17 protein-coding genes are annotated in these 21845 nt (G+C 70.6%); 9 read left to right on the top strand and 8 right to left on the bottom strand.

From position 1 onward, the window contains the following. Window positions 1–497: 497 nt before the first annotated feature. From G472_RS0102365 to der, 5 genes are all read left to right on the top strand, one after another. Window positions 498–1151, top strand: a complete 654-nt coding sequence (locus tag G472_RS0102365) for a response regulator transcription factor (protein ID WP_029007082.1) — start codon at window positions 498–500, stop codon at window positions 1149–1151. 158 nt (window positions 1152–1309) lie between these two features. Continuing rightward, window positions 1310–1864, top strand: a complete 555-nt coding sequence (locus tag G472_RS0102360) for a thioredoxin family protein (protein WP_029007081.1) — start codon at window positions 1310–1312, stop codon at window positions 1862–1864. Between the two features lie 114 nt (window positions 1865–1978). Then, on the top strand, window positions 1979–2626 hold the full coding sequence (locus G472_RS0102355; RefSeq protein ID WP_029007080.1) for a tetratricopeptide repeat protein: 648 nt from the start codon (window positions 1979–1981) through the stop codon (window positions 2624–2626). Further along, window positions 2623–3966: an outer membrane protein assembly factor BamB family protein gene (locus G472_RS0102350; RefSeq protein ID WP_029007079.1), complete on the top strand. Its 1344-nt coding sequence runs from the start codon at window positions 2623–2625 to the stop codon at window positions 3964–3966. Before G472_RS0102355 ends, G472_RS0102350 begins: the two co-directional genes overlap by 4 nt. Before the next feature lie 37 nt (window positions 3967–4003). Then, complete coding sequence (gene der, locus G472_RS0102345; RefSeq protein ID WP_029007078.1) at window positions 4004–5425, top strand: ribosome biogenesis GTPase Der; 1422 nt, start codon at window positions 4004–4006, stop codon at window positions 5423–5425. Window positions 5426–5524: 99 nt separating this feature from the next. Here the strand turns inward: der and rpmG are convergent, their stop codons facing one another. From rpmG to rnr, 3 genes are all read right to left on the bottom strand, one after another. Beyond that, the gene (rpmG, locus tag G472_RS0102340; RefSeq protein WP_029007077.1) at window positions 5525–5692 is read right to left on the bottom strand and encodes a 50S ribosomal protein L33; all 168 of its coding nucleotides are present in this window, start codon (window positions 5690–5692) and stop codon (window positions 5525–5527) included. 105 nt (window positions 5693–5797) lie between these two features. Beyond that, window positions 5798–7387: a S41 family peptidase gene (locus G472_RS0102335; protein ID WP_029007076.1), complete on the bottom strand. Its 1590-nt coding sequence runs from the start codon at window positions 7385–7387 to the stop codon at window positions 5798–5800. Window positions 7388–7544: 157 nt separating this feature from the next. Further along, window positions 7545–9815, bottom strand: a complete 2271-nt coding sequence (gene rnr, locus G472_RS30830) for a ribonuclease R (RefSeq protein WP_084536379.1) — start codon at window positions 9813–9815, stop codon at window positions 7545–7547. 97 nt (window positions 9816–9912) lie between these two features. Between rnr and G472_RS30825 the strand changes: the two genes are divergently transcribed. Continuing rightward, window positions 9913–11616, top strand: coding sequence for a cation:proton antiporter (locus G472_RS30825; protein ID WP_051340191.1), 1704 nt, complete (start codon window positions 9913–9915; stop codon window positions 11614–11616). Window positions 11617–11710: 94 nt separating this feature from the next. On the opposite strand, the gene topA is transcribed toward G472_RS30825, so the two are convergent. From topA to G472_RS30820, 5 genes are all read right to left on the bottom strand, one after another. Continuing rightward, the gene (gene topA / locus G472_RS0102320) at window positions 11711–14476 is read right to left on the bottom strand and encodes a type I DNA topoisomerase (protein WP_029007075.1); all 2766 of its coding nucleotides are present in this window, start codon (window positions 14474–14476) and stop codon (window positions 11711–11713) included. Between the two features lie 46 nt (window positions 14477–14522). Further along, complete coding sequence (gene dprA, locus G472_RS0102315) at window positions 14523–15644, bottom strand: DNA-processing protein DprA (RefSeq protein WP_029007074.1); 1122 nt, start codon at window positions 15642–15644, stop codon at window positions 14523–14525. Between the two features lie 72 nt (window positions 15645–15716). After that, the gene (locus G472_RS0102310; protein WP_029007073.1) at window positions 15717–16430 is read right to left on the bottom strand and encodes an XdhC family protein; all 714 of its coding nucleotides are present in this window, start codon (window positions 16428–16430) and stop codon (window positions 15717–15719) included. After that, on the bottom strand, window positions 16427–16762 hold the full coding sequence (locus G472_RS0102305) for an XdhC family protein (protein ID WP_425387969.1): 336 nt from the start codon (window positions 16760–16762) through the stop codon (window positions 16427–16429). Before G472_RS0102305 ends, G472_RS0102310 begins: the two co-directional genes overlap by 4 nt. A gap of 112 nt (window positions 16763–16874) precedes the next feature. Then, window positions 16875–17978, bottom strand: a complete 1104-nt coding sequence (locus tag G472_RS30820; protein ID WP_051340189.1) for an acyltransferase family protein — start codon at window positions 17976–17978, stop codon at window positions 16875–16877. Window positions 17979–18258: 280 nt separating this feature from the next. Here G472_RS30820 and G472_RS0102295 point away from each other — a divergent pair, with 280 nt between their 5' ends. From G472_RS0102295 to G472_RS0102285, 3 genes are all read left to right on the top strand, one after another. Next, the gene (locus tag G472_RS0102295) at window positions 18259–19197 is read left to right on the top strand and encodes a TAXI family TRAP transporter solute-binding subunit (RefSeq protein ID WP_029007071.1); all 939 of its coding nucleotides are present in this window, start codon (window positions 18259–18261) and stop codon (window positions 19195–19197) included. A gap of 116 nt (window positions 19198–19313) precedes the next feature. Further along, window positions 19314–21449, top strand: coding sequence for a TRAP transporter permease (locus tag G472_RS30815; protein WP_084536378.1), 2136 nt, complete (start codon window positions 19314–19316; stop codon window positions 21447–21449). After that, complete coding sequence (locus tag G472_RS0102285; RefSeq protein ID WP_029007070.1) at window positions 21446–21829, top strand: DUF1850 domain-containing protein; 384 nt, start codon at window positions 21446–21448, stop codon at window positions 21827–21829. The genes G472_RS30815 and G472_RS0102285 overlap by 4 nt, the downstream gene beginning before the upstream one ends. Window positions 21830–21845: the final 16 nt, after the last annotated feature.

Below are 21845 nucleotides of genomic sequence, written 5' to 3'. Positions count from 1 at the left end.
AACAGCGTCAACCCAAGCTGAACGGATACTGAAGCCGTCCGCGTGATAACACTTCTGTTGCCGATTCTGGCGAATGAGGCGGAATAACTGGCGCCATTTCGGGTAAACCGAACCGATTTTTCTCCAATCGGCGCAGCACCGGGGTAGTTGACCTACCCGAAAGCGGCGGCGGAAAGCCGTTGAAGGCCGCGCATCATGCACCAATGGCGGGTACGTCCTAACTGAACACCACGGAAGACGTGCGCCTTCTCCGCTCGTCCCGATGCGTGCGCGTTCGCGATCCCGATGGTTGGGGGGTCCTCTATGACGTTCGTCGAGGTGCCATGGCTTCGGGTCAAATGACGATGACACCGGAGGATGGTCGATGGCTTCAAACGGACTATGGCGCTTGTCGATATACAGATACACTACCGATTGTGGTAGCAGTCATGACACCGCAACGCATCATCCGGGAACGGCTTGATCTTCGGGCCGGCCGCAAACGATGGACGGGAGCCATGAGAATTCTGATCGGTGACGACCATCTGCTGTTCCGCGAGGGGCTGCGCAGGTTGCTTGAGCAGCTTCATTCGGATGCCGACTTCGTCGAGGCCGGCACCTTCGGAGAAGTCGTCGAGAACTGCCGGTCGGACGATCGCTTCGACGTCGTCCTCATGGATCTTCACATGCCCGGCTGGCCCGGCTTCGAAGGCATCCGCGAGGTGAGCGACCTGCAGCCGGGCACGCCGGTGGTGGTCGTGTCGGCATCGGAATCCCTGGGCGACATCCGGGGCGCCCTCGATTTCGGGGCCACGGGTTACATTCCGAAGTCGTCCAGCGTGAAGGTCATGATGGGCGCGCTCAACCTGGTGTTCTCCGGCGGCATTTATGTCCCGCCGGGTGCCATCACCTTCGGGGGGGGCGCTGCCGACGCCGGCACCCGGCGCCGGCTGCCCGACGCTGCGGGTGACCGCTCCGGCGGCTATGGCCTGACGCAGCGCCAGCGCGAGGTGCTGGACTGCCTGCGGGCCGGCAAGTCGAACAAGCAGATCGCCTACGAACTGGGGCTTTCGGAAGGCACGGTGAAGATCCACGTCACGGCGATCTTCAAATCGCTGGGGGTGAAGAACCGCACCCAGGCGGTGATCGCCGCCGCGTCCATGGCAGGCTGACCGGCCGCACCGCGGCGCCTTCCGGGCCGGCCGCGACGATTGCACCGCGATTGCGTGTTGGACAACCCGCCGTCCCGCCTTACCTTGGTGGTCGCCCGCCGGAGCCCGTCGGCTCCCGTGCGGGCGGCACGCAACCACCGGGAAGCAGGGAGAGGACCATGGCGGCGGAGACCCCCATCTGTGAGTTCGGCCGGAAGGCGGCCGACTTCAGCCTGCCCGGTACCGACGGGCGCATCCGGACACTGGCCGACGTCCGCGGTCCCCGCGGGACGTTGGTCATGTTCATCTGCAATCACTGCCCCTATGTGCAGGCGGTGATCGACCGCATCGTCCGCGACGTGACCGACCTCGCCGCCCACGGCATCGGTGCCGTGGCGATCATGTCGAACGATACCGAGCGCTATCCCGAGGACGGCTTCGAAGAGATGAAGCGCTTCGCCGAGCGGCACCGCTTCACCTTTCCCTACCTTCTGGATGAAAGCCAGGCGGTGGCGCGTGCCTACAACGCCGTGTGCACTCCGGACTTCTTCGGCTTCAACGCCGATCTGTGCCTGCAGTACCGCGGCCGTCTCGACGCGTCGCGGCGCGAAGCGGCCCCGGACGCCCCGCGCGAACTGTACCACGCCATGTGCCGGATCGCGGAAACCGGCGAGGGGCCGGCCGACCAGATTCCCTCCATGGGCTGCTCGATCAAGTGGAAGGAAGCGGGCTGACGCCGGACTCGGCCTTGACCGGCGGCGGGGGGTCTGCTATCCGGCCCGCTTGAGTTTCCGAACACGGGCGCCGGCCGGCCGTCGTCCGCCCCTCCGCACGCCGCTTGTAGGGCCATGAGCGATATTTTCCGCGAAGTCGACGAGGATTTGCGCCGCGACCGGATGGAGCGGCTCTTCAAGCGCTACGGCGGCATCGCCATCGCGGTGGTGGTGGTGCTCGTCGGCAGCGTTGCCGGCTACAACATCTGGACCGCCCGGGAGCAGTCGCAGCGCGAGGAGGCGACCGCCGCCCTGACCGCCGCCGTGGACGCCGCGGCGGCCGGCCCGGACCGCGGGATCGAGGCGCTGAGCGCCGTCGCGGCCCGCGGCGGGTCCGACGTGGCGACGCTGGCCCGCCTCAAGGAGGCGGCGCTGCTCGCCGGCAAGGGGGACCGGGCGGCGGCCGTGGCGATCTACGACCGGGTGGCCGCCGACACCGTTGCCGACACCGCGTACCGTGACCTGGCGACGCTCCTGTCGGTCATGCACCAGCTCGGCTCCGGCGACCCGGCCGCGCTCACGGCGCGCCTGCAGCCGCTCAGCGCCGACACCAGTCCCTGGCGGTTCTCGGCGCGGGAGATGGAGGCGTTGCTCGCCGCCCGCGCCGGCAACACCGAGCGGGCGCAAACCCTGTTCCAGCAACTGGCGGACGATGCGTCGGCCCCGTCGGGCGTGCGCTCGCGGGCGACCGACCTGGCCGCCCTTTACGGCAAGACCCGATGACCCGGAAGCCTTCCGTCCGCGCCGCACTGCTCTCGGCACCCCTCCTCGGCCTGTTGCTCACCGGCTGTGATACGGTGGGCGGCTGGTTCGGCAAATCCGATGCACCGCCGCTGCCGGGTGAACGCATTCCCGTGCTGGTCCGCGAATCGCGGGTCGAGGCGGACCCCGGCCTTGCGTCCATGCCCGTGGTGTTGCCGCCGGCCGTGGCCAACGACACCTGGTCGCAGGTCGGCGGCACGCCGGACCATGCACCCGGCCATCTGGCCCTGGCGGCCGCTCCGGCCGAGGCGTGGCGCGGCGACGTCGGCCGCGGTTCCGGCGGTGCCCGCATGCTGATGACGCCGCCGGTGGTGGCGGGTGGGCGGATCTACGCCATGGACGCGGAATCGAACGTGTCGGCGCTGGACGCCCAAACCGGTCGCAGCCTGTGGCAGGTCGGAACACGCCCGGAGCGGGAGCGGGGTGACGCCACCGGCGGTGGCGTTGCCGCCGCCGATGGCCGTGTCTTCGCCGCCACCGGTTTCGGGGAGGTTCTGGCGCTGAACGCCGGGGACGGCACCGTGCTGTGGCGCAGCCGGGTGTCCGGCCCGGTGCGCGGCGCGCCGTCGATGGCCGGCGGCCGTGTCTACGTGGTCACCGTGGACAACCAGTTGTCCGTCCTGTCGGCCGAGAACGGCGACGCCCTGTGGACCCATGCCGGCCTGCTGGAAACCGCGGGCCTCCTGGGCTCCTCCAGTGCCGCGGTCACCTCCAACCTGGTGGTGGCGCCGTTCTCCTCGGGTGAGCTGTTCGGCTTGCGCCCCGAGAACGGCCGCATCGCCTGGCAGGAGAACCTGGCCGCCATCCGCCGCAGCGGCGCCCTGAGCGGCCTGGCCGACATCCGCGGGCTGCCGGTCGTCGACCGCGGTCTGGTGTTCGCCATCAGCCACTCCGGCCGCATGGTCGCCGTGGACGAGCGCATCGGCGCCCGGGTGTGGGAGCAGGAGATCGGCGGCGTCGAGACGCCGTGGGTCGCCGGGGACTTCGTCTATGTGGTCAACAACGACGCCGAGGTCGTCGCCCTCGTCCGCCAGACCGGCCGGGCGAAATGGGTGGTGTCGCTGGACCGCTATGAAGACGCGCGCCGGCGCGAGGGGCGCATCACCTGGGCCGGCCCGGTGCTGGCCGGCGGCCGGCTGTGGCTGGCCGGGTCGAACCGCCAGCTGCTTGCCCTGTCGCCGGAAGACGGCTCGGTGCAGGCCCGCTACACGCTTCCCGGCGCCGCCTACTTGCCGCCGGTCGTTGCCAACAACACCCTTTATGTCCTGACGGACGGCGGCACGCTCGTCGCCTACCGGTGACGGGACTGCACGCGACCAGGACGGGGCATCGGGTTCCATGACCTTTACCGTGGCGATCGTCGGCCGCCCCAACGTGGGGAAATCGACGCTGTTCAACCGGCTTGCCGGCAAGAAGCTGGCGCTGGTCGACGACACGCCGGGCGTGACCCGCGACTGGCGCTCCGCCGACGGTCATGTGGGCGGCCTGTCCTTCACCGTGGTCGACACGGCGGGACTGGAAGAGGCGTTCGACGACAGTCTGGAGGCGCGGATGCGCCGCCAGACGGAGATGGCGCTGGACCGTGCCGACGTGGCGCTGTTCCTGATCGACGCCCGCGCCGGCATCACGCCGCTGGACCGTCACTTTGCCGCGTGGCTGCGCAAGGGCCGCACGCCGGTCATCCTGGTCGCCAACAAGGCGGAAGGGCGCGTCGGCCAGGCGGGCATGATGGAAGCCTATGAGCTGGGGCTGGGCGACCCGGTGCCCCTGTCGGCCGAGCACGGCGAGGGCATGGCCGATCTCGTCGAGGCGCTGCTGCCCTTCGTCCCCGAGGAACCGGAGACGGAAGAGCCGGAGGTTGCCGCGGCGGCTCCCGCCGACGGCGAGCCCGGTGCAACAGGTGAGGGCGAGGGTGCGGACGAGGAGCCGGAGGAAGAGGAGGACCTCTCCAAGCCGATCCAGATCGCCATCGTCGGACGCCCGAACGTGGGCAAGTCGACCCTGCTCAACAGCCTGATCGGCGAGGAGCGGGTGCTGACCGGCCCCGAGGCCGGCATGACCCGCGACGCCATCGCGGTGGACTGGATGTGGCGGGATCGCCCCTTCCGTCTGGTCGACACGGCCGGCCTGCGCCGGCGCGCCCGCGTCGAGGCCAAGGTGGAGAAGCTGGCGGTTGCCGACGCGCTGCGGGTCATCCGCATGGCCCATGTGGTCGTGATCGTCATTGACCCCACGCAGATCTTCGACAAGCAGGACCTGACGATCGCCCGCATGGTGATCCAGGAGGGCCGGGCGCTGGTCGTCGCGCTCAACAAGTGGGACGCGGTCGACAACCGCGCCATGGCCCTGAAGCAGCTTGAGGACAAGCTGGAGGCGTCCCTGGCCCAGGCCAAGGGCGTCCGCACCGTGACCATTTCCGCCCTCAAGGGACAGAAGCTGGACGTGCTGCTGGACGCGGTGCTGGAGACCTACAAGGTGTGGAACCGCCGGGTCTCGACGTCGCGAATCAACCGCTGGCTGGAAGGGGTGGTGGAGCACCATCCGCCCCCCCTGGTCGAGGGGCGGCGCGTCAAGATCCGCTACATGACGCAGGTGAAGGCGCGCCCGCCGACCTTCGCCCTGTTCGTCAACAAGCCCCTGGACCTGCCGGACAGCTACCAGCGCTACCTCATCGCCGGCCTGCGCGAAACCTTCGACATGCCGGGTGTGCCGATCCGCCTGGTCCTGCGGCGCGGCAAGAATCCTTACGCCGAGGGATAGGGCACCGCCCTTCGGGGCGGCAGCGCACCATGGTTTGAAAGACGAAAGGCCGCCCCGAAGGGCGGCCTTTCATATTCGGCACGTCGCGGACCGGAATCCTTACTTGATCTTGGATTCCTTGAACTCCACATGCTTGCGCGCCACCGGGTCGTACTTGTTGAACGACAGCTTCTCGGTGGTCTTCTTCGGGTTCTTCTTCTTCACATAGAAGAAACCGGTATCGGCCGTGCTCACCAGCTTGATGAGGACGGTGTTCTGCTTGGCCATGATCGAAATCCCGACAAAATCCGTATCCCGCCGGCCCGGCGGGGCGGCGACGTAGGCGCGGAAGATACCGCCCCCACGCGCCATGTCAAGCCCCGGCAAGGGTTTTCAGCGCTCCGCCACGGTGGTCGAGGCGATGGCGAGGGCGCGGGTGTACAGCCCCGGCTCCGACAGCAGGCGGCGGGCCACCTGGACGTCCAGATCCGGGGCGTGGTCCTTCCACGGGCAGGCGGCGCGCAGGTGGTTCAGCGCGGTCTCGTCGTCGGCCGCCGCCGCCCGCCAGGACGACACCTCCGCCGGCAGGCGGGCGCGTCCCTCGCGCAAATCCTCCAGCAGCCGTTCGGCGTCGAGCGGATCGCGGCTGGTGCAGATCACGGGCTGCACGCCCTGGCGGTGCAGGGTGTAGCCGGCGGGGGTGTAGATGCGGCTCCACGTCAGAAACAGTTCGCCGTCGTTGGGCAGGCGGGTGACGGTCTGGACGCTGCCCTTGCCGAAGGAGGAGGCGCCGACCACGACGGCACGGCCGCTGTCCTGGAGTGCCGCGGCCACCACCTCGGCGGCGGAGGCGGAGCGGCCGTCCACCAGCACCACCAGCGGCAGCCCGCCGGCCACATCGTCGGACGCCGCGTCGAACCGCTGCCGGCTGTCGGGGTGGCGCCCTTCGGTGGAGATGATCCGGCCGTGGGGGATGAACAGGTCGGCCACCGACACCGCCTGGTCCAGCAGACCCCCGGGATTGCCCCGCAGGTCCAGGATCAGGCCGCGCGCCGCGGGCCCCATGGTCCGCACCGCCTCGGCAACCGCTTCGCGCAGGCGCGCCGCTGTGGCGGCGTTGAAGCGCTCCACGGTGATGACGGCGACACCGCCCGCCTCGACCGCATGGGTGACGGTGTTGGGCACGACGCGCTCGCGCCGGATCGATACGCGGCGGAACGAATAATCGTCATCCCGGCGCAGCGTGAGGTGCACCAGCGTGCCCGTCGGGCCGCGCAGGCGATCGCGCAATGCGGTCTCGTCCAGGTCGGCGACCGGCTTGTCGTCGATGGCGACGACGATGTCGCCGTCGCGCACCCCGTGGCGCGCGGCCGGTCCGTCGGGCACGACGGTGCGCACGGCGTGGCGGCCGCCCATGCTGTCCAGCACCACGCCGATCCCGCCGTAGCCGTCGCGCTGCGCCCGCTCGCTGGTGGCGCGCGCCGCACCGGCATAGCGCGAGTAGCCGTCGAGGTCGGCGGTCACGGCGTCGAACACCGCCTGGTAGATCCGCTCGGGCGAGGCGTCGCGCAGGGTGGCGGAACGGGCCCGCAGCCGTTCGACCGCGGTCGCGGTCAGGGTTGCCCAGCCGCCCGCCGACGAGGGCAGGGGGGAGGCGTACACGGCCTCCGGCCGGCCGGAGGTGTACACGCGTACGGCTGCCTCGTCCCGCTGTACGTCCACGTCCGGATCAATGGTCCTGAGCGCCTTCAGCCCGTCGAAGCCCAGACGGTGCATATCCACCGGCTGGATGTACGCCTCGGCGATGCGGTGATAGCCGACGGCGAAGACATGCTCGCTGATGTAGGGAAGGGTCGATCCGCGGCGCTCCGCCGCGGCGGCCGGGGTGACGGCCGACAGGGTGGCGGCGATGGCTGCCAGGGCGGCGCAGGAAACCGCGCCGGAGCGATGCGGACGCGAGCAGCGGGGAAGCCCAGTGACCATGGCGTGCCGAACGAACTCCCTTCCTGACGAGGGGCGGGGCGTACGTTGCGGCGGCGTTGCCGCGGCCGTGGTGCCGACCCGTCATCGAACGGGCGAGTGATAGCACTTTCGAACGGGCGGATGGTGGGACATTCGTGACATCCGAATGCCTTGTGATCTATTTCCCACGAGATGTTGCGCGCTTGCCATGCTTCTTCCGGCGTTGGTCCGTCCCGCTTCCCATGGCGGCGGTGCGCGGGGTGTGGCCGGACTGCCACGGCAGATCGGCGCCATCGGGGTTGGTCAGCCGGAACAGGGTGCTGCCGGTCAGCGGGTCGGCCTCCTTCACCTCGATCTTGACGGGGGCGCCCAGCCGGAAGATGCGGCCCCACTGCCGGCCGACCAGCGCGTGGCCGCGCTCGTCGTGGTCATAACGGTCGTCGGGCAGGGTGGAGGCGGGGACCAGCCCGTCGGCCCCGCTCTCATCCAGGCGGACGAACAGGCCGAAGCGGGTGACGCCGGTGATGCGTCCGCTGAAGGTGGCGCCCACATGGTCCGCCAGGTGCGCGGCGGTGTAGCGGTCGAGGGCGTCGCGCTCAGCGGTGCCAGCACGCCGTTCGGTCATCGAGACGTGATCGGCCGCATCGCCCAATGCGGCCATGGTGGCGTCGTCCAGCCCGCCGACGCCCAGCCCGTGGGCGCGGATCAGGGCGCGGTGCACCAGCAGGTCGGCGTACCGGCGGATCGGCGAGGTGAAATGGGCATAGCGGCCGAGCGACAGCCCGAAATGGCCGATGTTCTCCGGGCTGTAGACCGCCTGCGCCTGCGCCCGCAGGATGATCTCGCTGATTAGGGGCGATTCAGGCGTGCCGTCGGCCCGGCGGAGCAGGCGGGTGAAATGCTCGGGCCGCAGCGAATCGCCGCGGGCCAGCGTGTAGCCGATCCCGTCCAGGAATTCGCGCAGCCCTTCCAGCCGGTCCGGGGCGGGCCGGTCGTGGACACGGTAGACGCAGGGCGCCCCGGCCGCTTCCAGGCTTTCGGCGGCGGCGACGTTGGCGCTGATCATGAACTCCTCGATCAGCCGGTGGCTGTCGAACCGCTCGCGCACGGTGATCGCCGCGATCCGGCCGTCCTCACCCAGACGCACCCGCCGTTCCGGCAGATCGAGGTCGAGCGTGCCGCGGCGCCGGCGCGCCTCCCACAGGCACGTGAAGGCGCCGTACAGCGGGGCCAGCACCGGCTCCAGCAAAGGCCCGGTCACCTCGTCCGGCCGGCCGTCGCGCGCCTCCTGCACCTGCTCGTAGGTGAGGCGGGCGGCGGAGCGCATGAGGGCGCGCTCGAAGCGATGGCGGCGCAGCGTGCCGTCGGCGCCGATCCACAGATGGGCGGCCAGGCAGCCCCGCTCTTCGCCGGGGCGCAGGGAACAGAGGTCGTTCGACAGCGCCTCCGGCAGCATGGGAACCACACGGTCGGGGAAATAGGCGGAGTTGCCGCGCTCGAAGGCCGCCCGGTCCAGCGCCGAACCGGGGCGGACGTAATAGGCCACGTCGGCGATGGCCACCACCAGATGCCAGCCGCCGGGGTTGGCGGGATCGCCGTCCGGTTCGGCCCACACGGCGTCGTCGAAGTCGCGGGCGTCGGCGCCGTCGATGGTGACCAGAGGCACCCCGCGCAGGTCGGTGCGGCCGCGCAGCGGGGGAACGGCGGCGTGCGCCGCCTCAGCCTCCGCGGCGCGGGGAAAGGTGGTGGGCAGTCCGTGGGTGTGGATGGCGATCAGGGAGAAAGCCCGCGGCTGCGCGGACGGGCCGATCCGCTCCGCCACGCGGCCCCGCGCCAGGCCGAGCCGGGTGGCCGGCAGCACGTCGGCCAACACCAGGTCGCCATCCTCCGCCCCGCCGGCGTCGACGGGCAGCACCGCCAGTTCCGCCGCGTTGCGCCGGTCGGCCGGGACGATCCGCCCCCCTTCCGGTCCCATCCGGAAGACTCCGACGATCCGCCCGGTCGTCCCCTCGATGCGGCGGATGGTGCGCGCCTCGTACAGGCCGGGCGTGATGCGCGACAGGCGCGCCAGCACGCGGTCGCCGGCGGTCAGGGCGGGGTGGCCCTTCTTCTCGGGCATCATGAAAATTCGCGGCGGCGCGCCGTCACCGGCCCACGTCAGCGGGCGGGCCAGCACCTCGCCGTCGGCGTCGACGCCGGTCACCTCCAGCACCGCCACTTCCGGCAGCGCCTGCGGCGGCGCCACGCGCTTGCCGCGTCCGCGCTCCACCGCTCCGCCGGCCTCCAGGTCGCGAATCAGCTCCTTGAGCCGTTCGCGGTCGGCGGAGCCGGACAGGCGGAAGGCACGGGCAACCTCGCGTTTGCCGACGGGAACCGGGCTGTTGCGGATGAAGGCGAGGACGTCTTCACGGGACGGAAAGGCGGCGGGAGCGGGCTTGGCTTTGGGCATGGGACATCGTGTGGCAGTATGGGCGCGCGTGCAACGGGTTGCGCGCGGACCGGCGGTCGCGGTCGGCAGGGGTGCGGGCGCCCCCCGGGGAGAAGGGATGTTCGAGTTTCATTCGATGTTCGATGAGGTGGCGGCCCTGCTGGTCCTGGCCTGCGTCATCGGCCTGATCGGCATGTTTCTGCGCCAGCCGCTGATCGTCAGCTTCCTGGCCGTCGGCATCGTCGCCGGACCCGATGTGCTGGGCATGGTCCAGTCGCTCGACCATGTGGAGCTGTTGGCCGAGATCGGCATCGCCGTGCTGCTCTTTCTCGTCGGGCTCAAGCTGGACATCCAGCTCGTCACCAGTCTGGGCGCCGTCGCCGTGGCGACCGGGGTGGGGCAGGTGCTGTTCACGTCCGCCTTCGGCTTCGCGTTGTGTCTCATGCTCGGCCTCGACCCGGTGGCCAGCCTGTATGTGGCCGTGGCCCTGACGTTCTCCAGCACGATCATCGTGGTCAAGCTGTTGTCGGACAAGCGCGAGATCGATTCCCTGCACGGGCGCATCGCGCTGGGCTTCCTGATCGTCCAGGACATTGCCGTGGTCGTCGCCATGGTGGCGCTGTCCGCCGTCGGCATCGGCGCGGAGAGCGGCGACGGCAGTTGGGGGGTAGCCGGCGTGCTGGCCGGCGGCGTGGTCATGCTGGCGGGCGTCGGGCTGTTCATCCGCTACGTCGCCGAACCGCTGCTGCGCCGGCTGGCCCGCGTTCCGGAACTGCTGGTCACTTTCGCCATCGGCTGGGCGGTCGCCCTGGCGGCGCTGGGCGACTGGATGGGCTTCGGCAAGGAACTGGGCGGCCTGCTGGCCGGTGTCTCGCTTGCCTCCTCCTCTTACCGCGAGGCGGTGGCCTCGCGCCTGACCAGCCTGCGCGACTTCCTGCTGCTGTTCTTCTTTATCGGACTGGGCGTGCGCCTGGACCTGGAGCATCTCGGTGCCCAGGTGCCGTCGGCGATGATCCTCTCGGCCTTCGTGCTGATCGGCAACCCGCTGATCGTCCTGGCGATCATGGGCTACATGGGCTACCGCAAGCGCACCGGCTTCCTGGCCGGCCTGACCGTGGCGCAGATCAGCGAATTCTCGCTGATCTTCATCGCCATGGGCGTGGCGCTCGGGCACGTCGGCGGCGAGGCGGTGGGGCTGGTGACCCTGGTGGGCATGGTGACCATCACGCTGTCCACATACATGATCGTCTACTCCCACGAGCTGTACGCCATGGTCGAACGCTTCCTGTCCCCGTTCGAGCGGACCAACCCGCACCGGGAGGAGGAAGCGGAGGAGGGGGTGCTGGGCGACCGGTACGAGGTGGTGCTGTTCGGTCTCGGCCGCTATGGCCGGGAGATCGCCAAGGGCCTGCTTGCCCGCGGCGTGACGGTGCTGGGCATCGACTTCGACCCGGAAGCGCTGCGGCGGTGGAAGCTGCGCGGTCAGCCGGGGCTCTACGGCGACGCCGGCGACCCCGACTTCCTCGCCGCCCTGCCTCTGACCCACGCGTCATGGGTGGTGGTGGCAATCCCCCCGGCGCCGGGCGTGCTGTCCAACGCCGACCCGCGGGTCGCCCTGGTGCACGGGCTGCGCGACGCGGGCTTCCGCGGGCGGATCGCGCTGACCTGCCACGACGCCCGCGACCGCAAGCAGGTGCTGCGCCACGGCGCCGACCTGGCGCTGGCGCCGTTCATGGACGCCGCGGCGCGCGCCGTGGAGATGATCGTGGACGACGCGGGGACACGGGACGGCCCGCGCGAGGCGGTGGCCCGGACGGGGTGATCGCATCGAGGGACCGGGGGAACGTGGTCGCGTCGCCCCGCTCATCGCCCCCATACGCGACGGGGGAGGCACAACGTCCTCCCCCGCGGCAGGATCAGGTTCCCACCTTCCGCTTGGGCGTGGCCGGCTCGTCACCGGCGTCGGCCGTCTTTTCAGACTTTTTGGCTTTCGGCTTGGCCGCTTTCGGTTTTGTCGCCTTCGGCTTCGCAGCCGTCTCGGCCGGGGCGTCGTCTTCGGCGGCCGCGGGGGCGGCCTTGCCCTTCTTGGCGGCGTCCTTGGCAGCCTTGGCCTCCAGCAACTCCAGCCCCTGTTCCAGCGTCACCGATTCGGGATCGGTCCCCTTGGGGATGGAGGCGTAGAGGGAGCCGTGCTTGACATAGGGGCCGAAGCGGCCGGCCCCGACGCTGACCGGCTTGCCCGTCTTCGGGTGGTCGCCCAGCACCCGGCCGGGCGTGGCGGCGGCCTTCTTCGCGGCCTCGCCCAGCAGCACCACGGCGCGGTTCAGGCCGATGGTCAGCACGTCGTCATCGGGCGGCAGCGACTTGTAGACGGTGCCGTGCTTCAGGTAGGGGCCGAAGCGGCCGATGCCCGCCTGGATCTCCTGGCCGGTTTCGGGATGCGGCCCGACGGCGCGCGGCAGCGCCAGCAGGCGCAGCGCGGTGTCCAGGTCGACCTCGGCCGGTGCCAGGGACTTGGGCAGCGACACCCGCTTGGGCTTGGGCGTGTCGTCCTTGGCCTTCTTGCCCTTCTTCGGCTTTTCCCCGGCGGCGGGGGCCGGCGGCGGCGCCTCCTCGGAGCCGCGGGGCGGGCCGAGCTGGACATAGGCACCGTAGGGGCCGCGCCGCACGCTGACGGGCAGGCCGGTCTCCGGATCATCCCCCAGGTCGCGGGGGCCGTCCAACGCCTCCGGCGCGTCCTCACCGGCCACAGCGAGCGGCCGGGTGTACCGGCATTCCGGATAGTTGGAGCAGCCGATGAAGGCACCCATCTTGCCCAGCTTCAGACCCAGCCGCCCCTGCTGGCACTTGGGGCAGACGCGGGCCCGGGCGGCGTCCTCGGCGGTTTCTCCGGGGAAGAAGTGGGCGCCCAGTTCCTCGTCCAGGGTGGTCAGCACCTGGGTGATGGTCAGGTCCTTGGTTCCCGTCACCGCCTGGATGAAGGCCTGCCAGAACTCGCGCAGCACCGTCTTCCAGTCGATGGCGCCGCCGGAGATGTCGTCGAGCTGGTTTTCCAGATCGGCGGTGAAATTGTACTCGACGTACCGGTTGAAGAAATTCTTCAGGAAGGCGGTGACCAGACGGCCGCGGTCTTCCGGTACGAAGCGGCGCTTGTCGAGACGGACGTAGTCGCGCTCCTGCAGAACCTGCAGGATGGAGGCGTAGGTGGAGGGGCGGCCGATTCCCAGCTCCTCCAGTTTCTTCACCAGGCTCGCCTCGGTGTAGCGGGGCGGCGGCTGGGTGAAATGCTGGGTCGGGGTGACCTCCCGCTGCTCCACGCCGTCGCCCTCGGCCATGGCCGGCAGGCGGCGGTCCTGGTCGTCGGCGGGGCCGGCGGCGTCCTCGTCCTGCTCCTGGTAGACGCGCATGTAGCCGTCGAAGACGACGATGGAGCCGGTGGCGCGCAGCACCACGTCGCGCGACGGCGACGCCAGGTCGACCGCCACCTGGTCGAGCACCGCGCTCTCCATCTGGCTGGCGACGGTGCGCTTCCAGACCAGTTCGTAGAGGCGCAGCTCGTCGCTCTCCAGATAGGCGGCGACGCTCTCCGGCTTGCGGTACAGGTCGGTGGGGCGGATCGCCTCGTGCGCCTCCTGGGCGTTCTTGGCGGCGGTCTTGTAGATGCGCGGCGCCTCCGGCACGTAGCGGTCGCCCCACAGGGAGCCGATCAGCCCGCGCGACGCGGTGATCGCCTCCTGCGACAACGAGACGCCATCCGTTCGCATGTAGGTGATGAGACCGACCGTCTCGCCGCCGATGTCGACGCCCTCGTAGAGCCGCTGGGCGACCCGCATGGTGCGGGTGGCGCCGAATCCGAGCTTGCGCGACGCCTCCTGCTGCAGGGTGGAGGTGGTGAAGGGCGGGTAGGGGTTGCGCCGCACCTGCCGGCGTTCCACCGACGCGACCGTGAAGGGCTGCGTGCGGATGCGGGCGACCGCGGCCTCCGCCGTTTCCCGGTCGGGAATCCCCAGCCGGTCCAGGCGCTTGCCGTCAAGCTGCGTGAGGTGGGCGGAGAACGTGGCGCCGGCCGCGGTAGCGAACAGCGCCTCGATCGACCAGTACTCCCGCGGGCGGAAAACCTCGATCTCCGCCTCGCGTTCGCACACCAGGCGCAGCGCCACCGACTGCACCCGGCCGGCCGAGCGCGAGCCCGGCAGCTTGCGCCACAGCACCGGCGACAGGGTGAAGCCCACCAGATAGTCCAGCGCGCGCCGCGCCAGGTAGGCGTCCACCAGCTCCCGGCTGACCGCGCGGGGGCTCTCGATGGCCGCCTGCACCGCACTTTTGGTGATCTCGTTGAAGGTGATTCGCTGGACGTCGACCTTGTCCAGCAGCTTCTTGTCCCGCAGCACCTCGGTCAGGTGCCAGGCGATGGCCTCTCCCTCGCGATCCGGGTCGGTGGCGAGATAGACGCGCTTGGCGCCGCGCACGGCCTTGGCGATCTCGTCGATGTGGCGGCGGGAGCGCTCCCCCAGCTCCCATTCCATCGCGAAGTCCTCGTCCGGCCGCACCGAGCCGTCGCGCGCCGGAAGGTCGCGCACGTGCCCGAAGCTGGCCACGACCGTATAGTCGGACCCCAGGTATTTGTTGATGGTCTTCGCCTTGGCCGGCGATTCCACGATAACGACGTTGCTGCCCGGCAAGTGACCCTCGCCCTTCGTCTGCGGCCGAACCCCGGAAAATCCCGGCTCAGATCAGGTTGATCTGGTTGCCCGGTTGGCGCTGCACGCGGCCAGCCAGCTCCAGCTCCAGCACGACGGTCAACACCACGGGTGGTGACAATTGGCACCCGCGGACCAGTTCGTCAATGCCGACGGCGGACGGGGAGAGGTTTTCGAGCACCACGCGGCGGGCCCGATCCAGTTCCGATTCGTCGGGAACGGCGGGTACCGGGATATCGAACAGGTCGCGCCGGCGCTCCTCCAGGGCCGGCGGCCGCAGGCTTGCGAGGGTGCGCAGGACGTCGTCGGCCGACTCCACCAGCGTGGCGCCCTGGCGGATCAGGTTGTTCGTCCCCCGGCAGCGCGGGTCGCGCGGCGATCCCGGCACCGCGAACACCTCGCGCCCCTGTTCCAGGGCCATGCGCGCCGTGATCAGGGAGCCGGACCGGGGCGCCGCCTCCACCACCAGCACACCCAGTGACAGGCCGGAGATCAGCCGGTTGCGCCGCGGGAAGTGGCGGGCCTGCGGCGTCGTGCCGATGGCGCTTTCCGCCACCACCGCGCCGCGCTCCGCGATGGCGTCCTGGAGCGCCCGGTTCTCCTCGGGGTAGACCACGTCGATGCCGCCGGCAACCACGGCAACGGTGCCGCTGTCCAGGGCGCCGCGATGGGCGGCCGTATCGATGCCGCGGGCAAGGCCGGACACCACCACCAGCCCCGCCCGACCGAGGTCGCGGGCCAGGGACTCGGCGAAGGTCCGACCGTTGAGCGACGCGTTGCGCGCACCCACCATGGCGACGCAGCGCCGCCGCAACAGATGGGTGTGCCCCATCACCGAGATGACGGGCGGGGCGTCGTCCACCGCCGCCAGCGGTTCCGGATAATCCGGCTCGCACGCGCACAGCAGGCGGGCGCCGACGCCGGCATTGGCTGCCAGCTCACGCTCCGCCTCCGCCCGCGACGCGATGTGCAGCGGCTTGGCCCGGCCGCCGCGCCGCGCCAGATCGGGCAGGACCCGCAGCGCAGCCGCGGCGGTGCCGTATTGCTCCAGCAACCGGTGGAAGGTGATGGGGCCGACGTTCTCGGTCCGGATCAGGCGGAGCCAATCCAGGCGTTCGGCGTCGGACAGGGGGCGGCGCGGTTGTGCCATGCCCCCACTATCCACAACCTTGCTGGCCGCGTCCAGCGCGGATTGCGCGCATATGTATGCCGGCCCCGCCTTCTATGGTCGGGCGGGCGCGGTGCCCCGGCGGGTTGCAATCACCTCGGCCAGGATGGAGACGGCGATCTCCGCCCCGGTGACGGCGCCGATGCGCAGGCCGACCGGGGCGTGCAGGCGGGCCAGCGCTTCGTCATTCACTCCATCGGTGCGCAGCCGTTCGCACCGCAGGGTGTGGGTGCGCCGGCTGCCCAGGGCGCCGACGTAAAAGGCGGCGGAGGGCAGGGCGGTCTTCAGCGCCGGGTCATCCAGCTTGGGATCATGGGTCAGCGTCACCACGGCCGTGCGCGAATCGGGAGCGAGGGCCGCCAGCGCATCGTCGGGCCAATCGTGCACCAGCGCCACGCCGGGAAAGCGCTCCGGCGTGGCGAAGGCGGAGCGCGGGTCCACCACGGTGACCGCGAAACCCGCCAGCCCCGCCATGGGGACCAGGCTTTGCGCGATGTGCACCGCGCCCACGACGATCAGGCGCAACGGCGGGGCGAAGACGTTGACGAACAGGCGCACGTCCTCGTCCTCGTCGCCGATCAGGCCGCTGCGGTCCTCCGCCAGCATGGTCCGCACCGCCGCCAGCCGCTCCGCATCGGGGGCGAAGGCGCCGTGCACCGCGTCTGGGAACACCAGGGTCTGCTGGCCGGTGCCCATGTCGGTGACCATGGCCACCGGGGTGCGGGCGGCGCGGGCCGCCAGCAGGCGGTCGAGCAGGGGGCGCTTCATTCCACGGCCTCCACATAGACCTGCACGGTGCCGCCACAGGCGAGCCCCACCTCCCACGCCCGTTCATTGCTGACACCGAAGGTGAGCAGGCGCGGCTCCCCGTCCTCCATGACCGCGCGGGCCTCGTGGACGACGGTTCCCTCGATGCAGCCGCCGGAGACGGACCCCACCATGGCGCCGGTGTCGTCCACCGCCAGTTGGCTGCCCGCCGGTCGCGGCGAGGATCCCCAGGTGGCCACCACGGTGGCCAGCGCCACCTTGCGGCCGGCGGCGTGCCAATCCGCCGCCGTGCTCAGGACGTCCGGGTCCATGCCGGGGCCGCTCTCAACCATGGGCGTATCTCCTCTCGCTGCTCCGTGCCGGAAAACAGGTGTGCCGGGCCGAATGGATTGTGGCACGATCCGATGCGTCGGCAACCGTCCGTCGCCCAAGCGCCGCCGGCGGTCACGGGCGGGCCCGCACCGGTCGCGGCTGCCGCTGCCGAAGCGCCAGCAGCCGGCGCCGGGCGGGCACCTCGATCCCGTGATAGACCAGCGCCGAAACCCCCAGCGACACCGCCAGCGCCAGCGGCAGGGCGACGGCCGACGGCAGGGCCGCGGTGATCGGCGCCAGGGCGTGCAGCACCGGCTGATGGACGATGTAGAGGGCGAAACTCCATTCGCCCAGGCGCACCGGAACCGGGTGGGTGCGGGCGCCGGCCCGGTCGGCGATGGCCAGGGCGACGATCAGGGCCAGGAAGGGCAGCAGCAGCACCCGCTGCCCCGTCGTGCCGTACACCCGCAGCGTCAGCACCGCCACGATCGCCGCCCCGACGATCAGAGCCGCCCGGCGCCACACCACCGCATCGACGGCGGGCCGCCACCGCAGGACCAGCAGGCAGCCGGCGATTCCGGCCACGAACTCCGCCAGGCGGGCCGGCGGGAACACATGGGACAAGGCGAACAGGCGGTCGCCGGGCGGGCTGAAGGGGGCGTAGCGGTGCAGGAGGTCGAGCCCGGCACCCAGCGCGGCCGCCCCGGCCACCACCGCCACCAGCCCGGCCGGACCGAGGCGCCCCATCGCCCCGATCAGCACGGGGAACAGCAGATAGAAGAACGCCTCCACCGACAGGGTCCAGTTCACCCCGTTCCACGACATGGCCGCGGGTTCGTGCCACGCCTGCACCATGACGAGGTTGAGCAGCAGGTCGCCCAGCGCCCCGCTTCCCGCCCGCACGTCGTACAGGCCGGGCACCCCCGCCAGCGCCGCGACGAACAGCAGCGCCAGACCGGCCAGGTAGACCGGATAGATGCGGGCCACCCGGTGCCACCAGAAGGCCGCCCGGTCCACCGGCGCGCCGTCACCGTGGTAATTCCAGGCGAGAATGAAGCCCGACAGCAGGAAAAAGCCGCTGACCCCGAAATGCCCCTGGTTCAGCACGTTGATCAGCGCCGACTCGCCCGCCGGGAAGCGGTGCGCCTCGATCCAGCGATAGTGGAACAGGAACACGCCCAGCGCCAGGAAAAATCGCAGTGCGGTCAGGCTGTCCAGACGCTGGCGGCGGTCCATGGCGGCGGGCGGTGGTTTCGGTACCCGCCCTTCGTACAGGATAGGATCCCGGCGCGACAAGGCGGCAGCACGGCGTGCCTTCGCCGGCCCTACACGAACACCGCGAGCAGGACCAGGGTGAAGGCGATGACCAGCGGTATCCAGGCGCGGGGCGGCATCGGGGGGCTCCGGGAGGGCGGGGGGCGGTGAAGTCTGGCGCGCCGCTGCGGCGCAGGGTACAGTCGTTGGCAACAACACCTGCTGGCAACACGAACAACAGGTTCCGAAGGGAGGATAAGCGATGAAGCGTTTCCTTGCAGCGGTCGCGGTGTGTCTGGCGGCCACCGTCCCGGCCCGCGCCGATGAGTTCGTCACGGTGCTGACCGGCGGCACCAGCGGCGTCTACTACCCGCTGGGTGTGGCGCTGACGACGGTCTACGGCAAGGCGATTCCCGGCGCCAAGGTCACCGTGCAGACGACCAAGGCGTCGGTGGAGAACCTCAACCTCCTCCAGGCCGGGCGCGGCGAGATCGCCTTCACGCTCGGCGATTCGCTGGGTGATGCGTGGAAGGGGAACGAGGAGGCCGGATTCAAGCAGAAGCTGGACAAGCTGCGCACCATCGGCGCCATCTACCCCAACTACATCCAGGTCGTCGCCTCGCGGGAGAGCGGCATCACCTCCCTGGCCGACCTGAAGGGCAAGCGGGTGTCGGTCGGCGCGCCCAAGTCGGGGACGGAGCTGAACGCGCGCGCCGTGTTCGGCGCGGCCGGGCTGACCTACGCCGATTTTGCGAAGGTGGAGTACCTGCCGTTTGCCGAATCGGTCGATCTGATGAAGAACCGCCAGCTCGACGCCACGCTGATCTCCGCCGGCCTCGGCGTCGCCGCGGTGAAGGACCTGTCCAACGCCATCGCGATCTCCATCGTGGCGATCCCGCCCGACGTGGTGGAGAAGGTCGGCGACGCCGCCTACGTGGCGGAGGCGATTCCCGCCGGCACCTACCAGGGACAGAGCGAGGCGGTGCCGACCGCCGCCGTGCGCAACTTCCTGGTCACCCACTCCGGCGTGTCCGACGACACCGCCTATGCCATGACCAAGGGCCTGTTCGAGAACCTGGACCAGATGATCGCCGCCCACGCCGCCGCCCGGGCGATCACGCTGGACGCCGGCGCCGCCGCCAGCCCGGTCCCCCTGCATCCCGGTGCCGAGCGGTTCTTCAAGGAGAAGGGCATCCTCTGACCGGCCGTCCCTGACGGCCCCCGGCCCCTCGCCGTCCGCACCTCCGGGTCTCCGGGGGGCAGGCGTCGGGGGGCGCCCGCCTGCCCGACGAACGCCCAGCGGACGGCCCCTTTCCGATGACCCACACCCCCGTCCCGACCGGCCCCGGCGCCGGTCCCGTCCCCGGCGTTGCCCACGGCGCCGTCCGCGACCGCGAGGCCGCCGGAACCCTTGCGGATTATCGGGGGGTGGACGGCACGATCCTGTTCGCCGTGGCCATCGCCTTTTCGGTCTTCCAGATCTGGACCGCCGCCTTCAACCCGCTGTCCAGCCTGGTGGTACGGTCGATCCACGTGGGGTTCCTGCTGTTCCTCACCTACACCCTGTTCGGCTTCGTGGCCGGGGAGCGGCGGCGGGTGCCGTGGCACGGCTGGCTGTTGGGCGGGCTCGGCTTCGCCATCGGGCTCTACCACTGGTATTTCGAGGCCGACCTGATCCTGCGGGCGGGCGATCCCACTGACCTCGACCTGCTGGTGGGCGCGGTCGGCATCCTGCTGGTGTTCGAGGCGGCACGGCGGCTAATGGGGTGGGCCCTGCCGATCCTGTGCGGAATCTTCATCCCCTATGCCTATTTCGGCCGCTCGCTGCCGTCGTGGCTGGCGCACCGCGGCTATGGCGCCGATCAGATCATCGATACCCTGTTCTTCTCCACCGAAGGCATCTTCGGCACGCCGATCTTCGTGTCGGCCACCTTCATCTTCCTGTTCATCCTGTTCGGCGCCTTCCTGGAGCGCGCCGGCATGATCCGCCTGTTCAACGACGTTGCCCTGGGACTCGTTGGCCGCGCCAAGGGCGGGCCGGCCAAGGTGGCGGTGATCTCCTCCGGCTTCATGGGGACGATCAACGGGTCGGGGGTGGCCAACGTGCTGACCACCGGGCAGTTCACCATCCCCCTGATGACCCGCTTCGGCTACCGCCCGGCCTTCGCCGGCGCGGTGGAGGCGACGGCCAGCATGGGCGGCCAGCTCATGCCGCCGGTCATGGGGGCGGCCGCCTTCATCATGGCCGAGACCATCGGGGTGCCGTTCAGTGATATCGCCGTGGCCGCGGCGATCCCGGCCATCCTGTACTTCGGCAGCGCGTTCTGGATGGTCCACCTGGAGGCGGGGCGCAAGAACCTGGTCGGCCTGCCGGCGGAGGAGTGCCCCAGCGCGCTGCGCGCGGTGATCGAGGGCTGGTATCTGCTGCTGCCGCTGGCTGCTCTGGTCTATCTGCTCTTTTCCGGCTTCACGCCCCTGTTCGCCGGGGTGATCGGCCTGGCCACGACGGCGGCGCTGATCCTGGGAACGCGCATCGCCGCGTCCACCGCGTCCTACGCGCTGCGGGTGGTGTTCTGGGTGGCCGTGGGGTTGGGCGCCTCCGGCCTGTGGCGGCTGGGCTTCCGGACCGAGGAGATGGCGTTCCTGGTGGTGGCCGGGCTGGTCGTTCCGTGCCTGGCCGTCCGGGGCGGGCGGGAGACGGTGGCGCTGCTGGTCCGCTCCCTGGCCGACGGGGCGCGCAATGCCCTGGGCGTGGGCATCGCCTGCGCCCTGGTGGGGGTGCTGATCGGTATCCTGTCGCTGACCGGTCTGGCCTCGGGCATCGCCGCGCTGATCGTCCAGCTTTCCGGCGGCAGCCTGCTGCTGGCGCTGTTGCTGACCATGGTGGCGTGCATCGCGCTGGGCACCGGTCTGCCGACCACCGCCAACTACATCGTGACATCGGCCATCGCGGCGCCGGCGCTGCTGCAGATGGGCGTGCCGCTGATCGTCAGCCACATGTTCGTCTTCTATTTCGGCATCATGGCCGACCTGACGCCGCCGGTGGCGCTGGCCGCGCTGGCCGCGTCGTCCGTGGCGCGCGGCGCACGGCATCTGGAGATCGGCTTCATTGCCACCCGCGTGGCCATGGCCGGCTACGTGGTGCCGTTCATGGCGGTGTACGACCCGGCGCTGATGCTGCAATCACCGGACGTCCTCAACACCGTCTACATGATCGTGAAGGCGTGCTTGGGCATCATGCTGTGGGGGGCCGCGGCGATCGGATTCTTCTGGACGCCGCTGGGTTGGATCGCCCGGATCTTTGCGGCGGGGTCGGCATTCCTCTTCGTCCTGGCCCTGCCGATCACGGACGAACTGGCCTTCGCCGGCGCCGCCCTGTTCATCGGCTGGCAGCGCTGGCGGCTGGTGCGCCTGCGCGGCGGGACGGGCGGACGCTCCCACGGGGCGGCATGAGCGGCGGCCTGTGCATCGCGCTACTCGGCGGGATGGTGCTGGCCGCCGTGCCGGGTGAGCGCTTCACGCTCGCCTGGACCCATTCCATCGAGCGAACGGAATGGCGCGAGGTGTGGCGGATCGTCGACGGGCGGCTGGTCATCGAGTCGGCGCGGGTCAAGGGAACGGGGGCCGGGATGGAGCCGGGGGAGGGCGCCCGCCTGGTGGACGGCTGGTGGGAGTGGACGCCGGCCCTGCCGCCGCTGGAGCGCATCGTGCTGGCGGCATCGGAGCATACCGCTGACCACCGGTTGTGCGCGGACGGCGATTGCCGGCCGCTGCGGGGCCGCACCGGGCCGGGCCACGGCGACGATCCGCTGGTGCTGGAGCCCTGCCCGTAGGGGGCACTCCGTTCGG

The sequence above is a fragment of the Azospirillum halopraeferens DSM 3675 genome (assembly GCF_000429625.1).
Taxonomy (GTDB): domain Bacteria; phylum Pseudomonadota; class Alphaproteobacteria; order Azospirillales; family Azospirillaceae; genus Azospirillum; species Azospirillum halopraeferens.
The sequence above is the reverse complement of the archived record's forward strand: the minus strand, read 5'-3'. Positions and strand labels throughout refer to the sequence as shown.

Coding starts and splice junctions, on each gene's coding strand:
- G472_RS0102310 (WP_029007073.1), bottom strand. CDS start 16,430: ATGAAGCGCCCCCTGCTCGACCGCCTGCTGGCGGCCCGCGCCGCCCGC.
- G472_RS0102305 (WP_425387969.1), bottom strand. CDS start 16,762: ATGGTTGAGAGCGGCCCCGGCATGGACCCGGACGTCCTGAGCACGGCG.
- G472_RS30820 (WP_051340189.1), bottom strand. CDS start 17,978: ATGGACCGCCGCCAGCGTCTGGACAGCCTGACCGCACTGCGATTTTTC.
- G472_RS0102295 (WP_029007071.1), top strand. CDS start 18,259: ATGAAGCGTTTCCTTGCAGCGGTCGCGGTGTGTCTGGCGGCCACCGTC.
- G472_RS0102355 (WP_029007080.1), top strand. CDS start 1,979: ATGAGCGATATTTTCCGCGAAGTCGACGAGGATTTGCGCCGCGACCGG.
- rnr (WP_084536379.1), bottom strand. CDS start 9,815: ATGCCCAAAGCCAAGCCCGCTCCCGCCGCCTTTCCGTCCCGTGAAGAC.
- G472_RS0102360 (WP_029007081.1), top strand. CDS start 1,310: ATGGCGGCGGAGACCCCCATCTGTGAGTTCGGCCGGAAGGCGGCCGAC.
- G472_RS0102365 (WP_029007082.1), top strand. CDS start 498: ATGAGAATTCTGATCGGTGACGACCATCTGCTGTTCCGCGAGGGGCTG.
- G472_RS30825 (WP_051340191.1), top strand. CDS start 9,913: ATGTTCGAGTTTCATTCGATGTTCGATGAGGTGGCGGCCCTGCTGGTC.
- G472_RS30815 (WP_084536378.1), top strand. CDS start 19,314: ATGACCCACACCCCCGTCCCGACCGGCCCCGGCGCCGGTCCCGTCCCC.
- der (WP_029007078.1), top strand. CDS start 4,004: ATGACCTTTACCGTGGCGATCGTCGGCCGCCCCAACGTGGGGAAATCG.
- rpmG (WP_029007077.1), bottom strand. CDS start 5,692: ATGGCCAAGCAGAACACCGTCCTCATCAAGCTGGTGAGCACGGCCGAT.
- dprA (WP_029007074.1), bottom strand. CDS start 15,644: ATGGCACAACCGCGCCGCCCCCTGTCCGACGCCGAACGCCTGGATTGG.
- G472_RS0102350 (WP_029007079.1), top strand. CDS start 2,623: ATGACCCGGAAGCCTTCCGTCCGCGCCGCACTGCTCTCGGCACCCCTC.
- G472_RS0102335 (WP_029007076.1), bottom strand. CDS start 7,387: ATGGTCACTGGGCTTCCCCGCTGCTCGCGTCCGCATCGCTCCGGCGCG.
- G472_RS0102285 (WP_029007070.1), top strand. CDS start 21,446: ATGAGCGGCGGCCTGTGCATCGCGCTACTCGGCGGGATGGTGCTGGCC.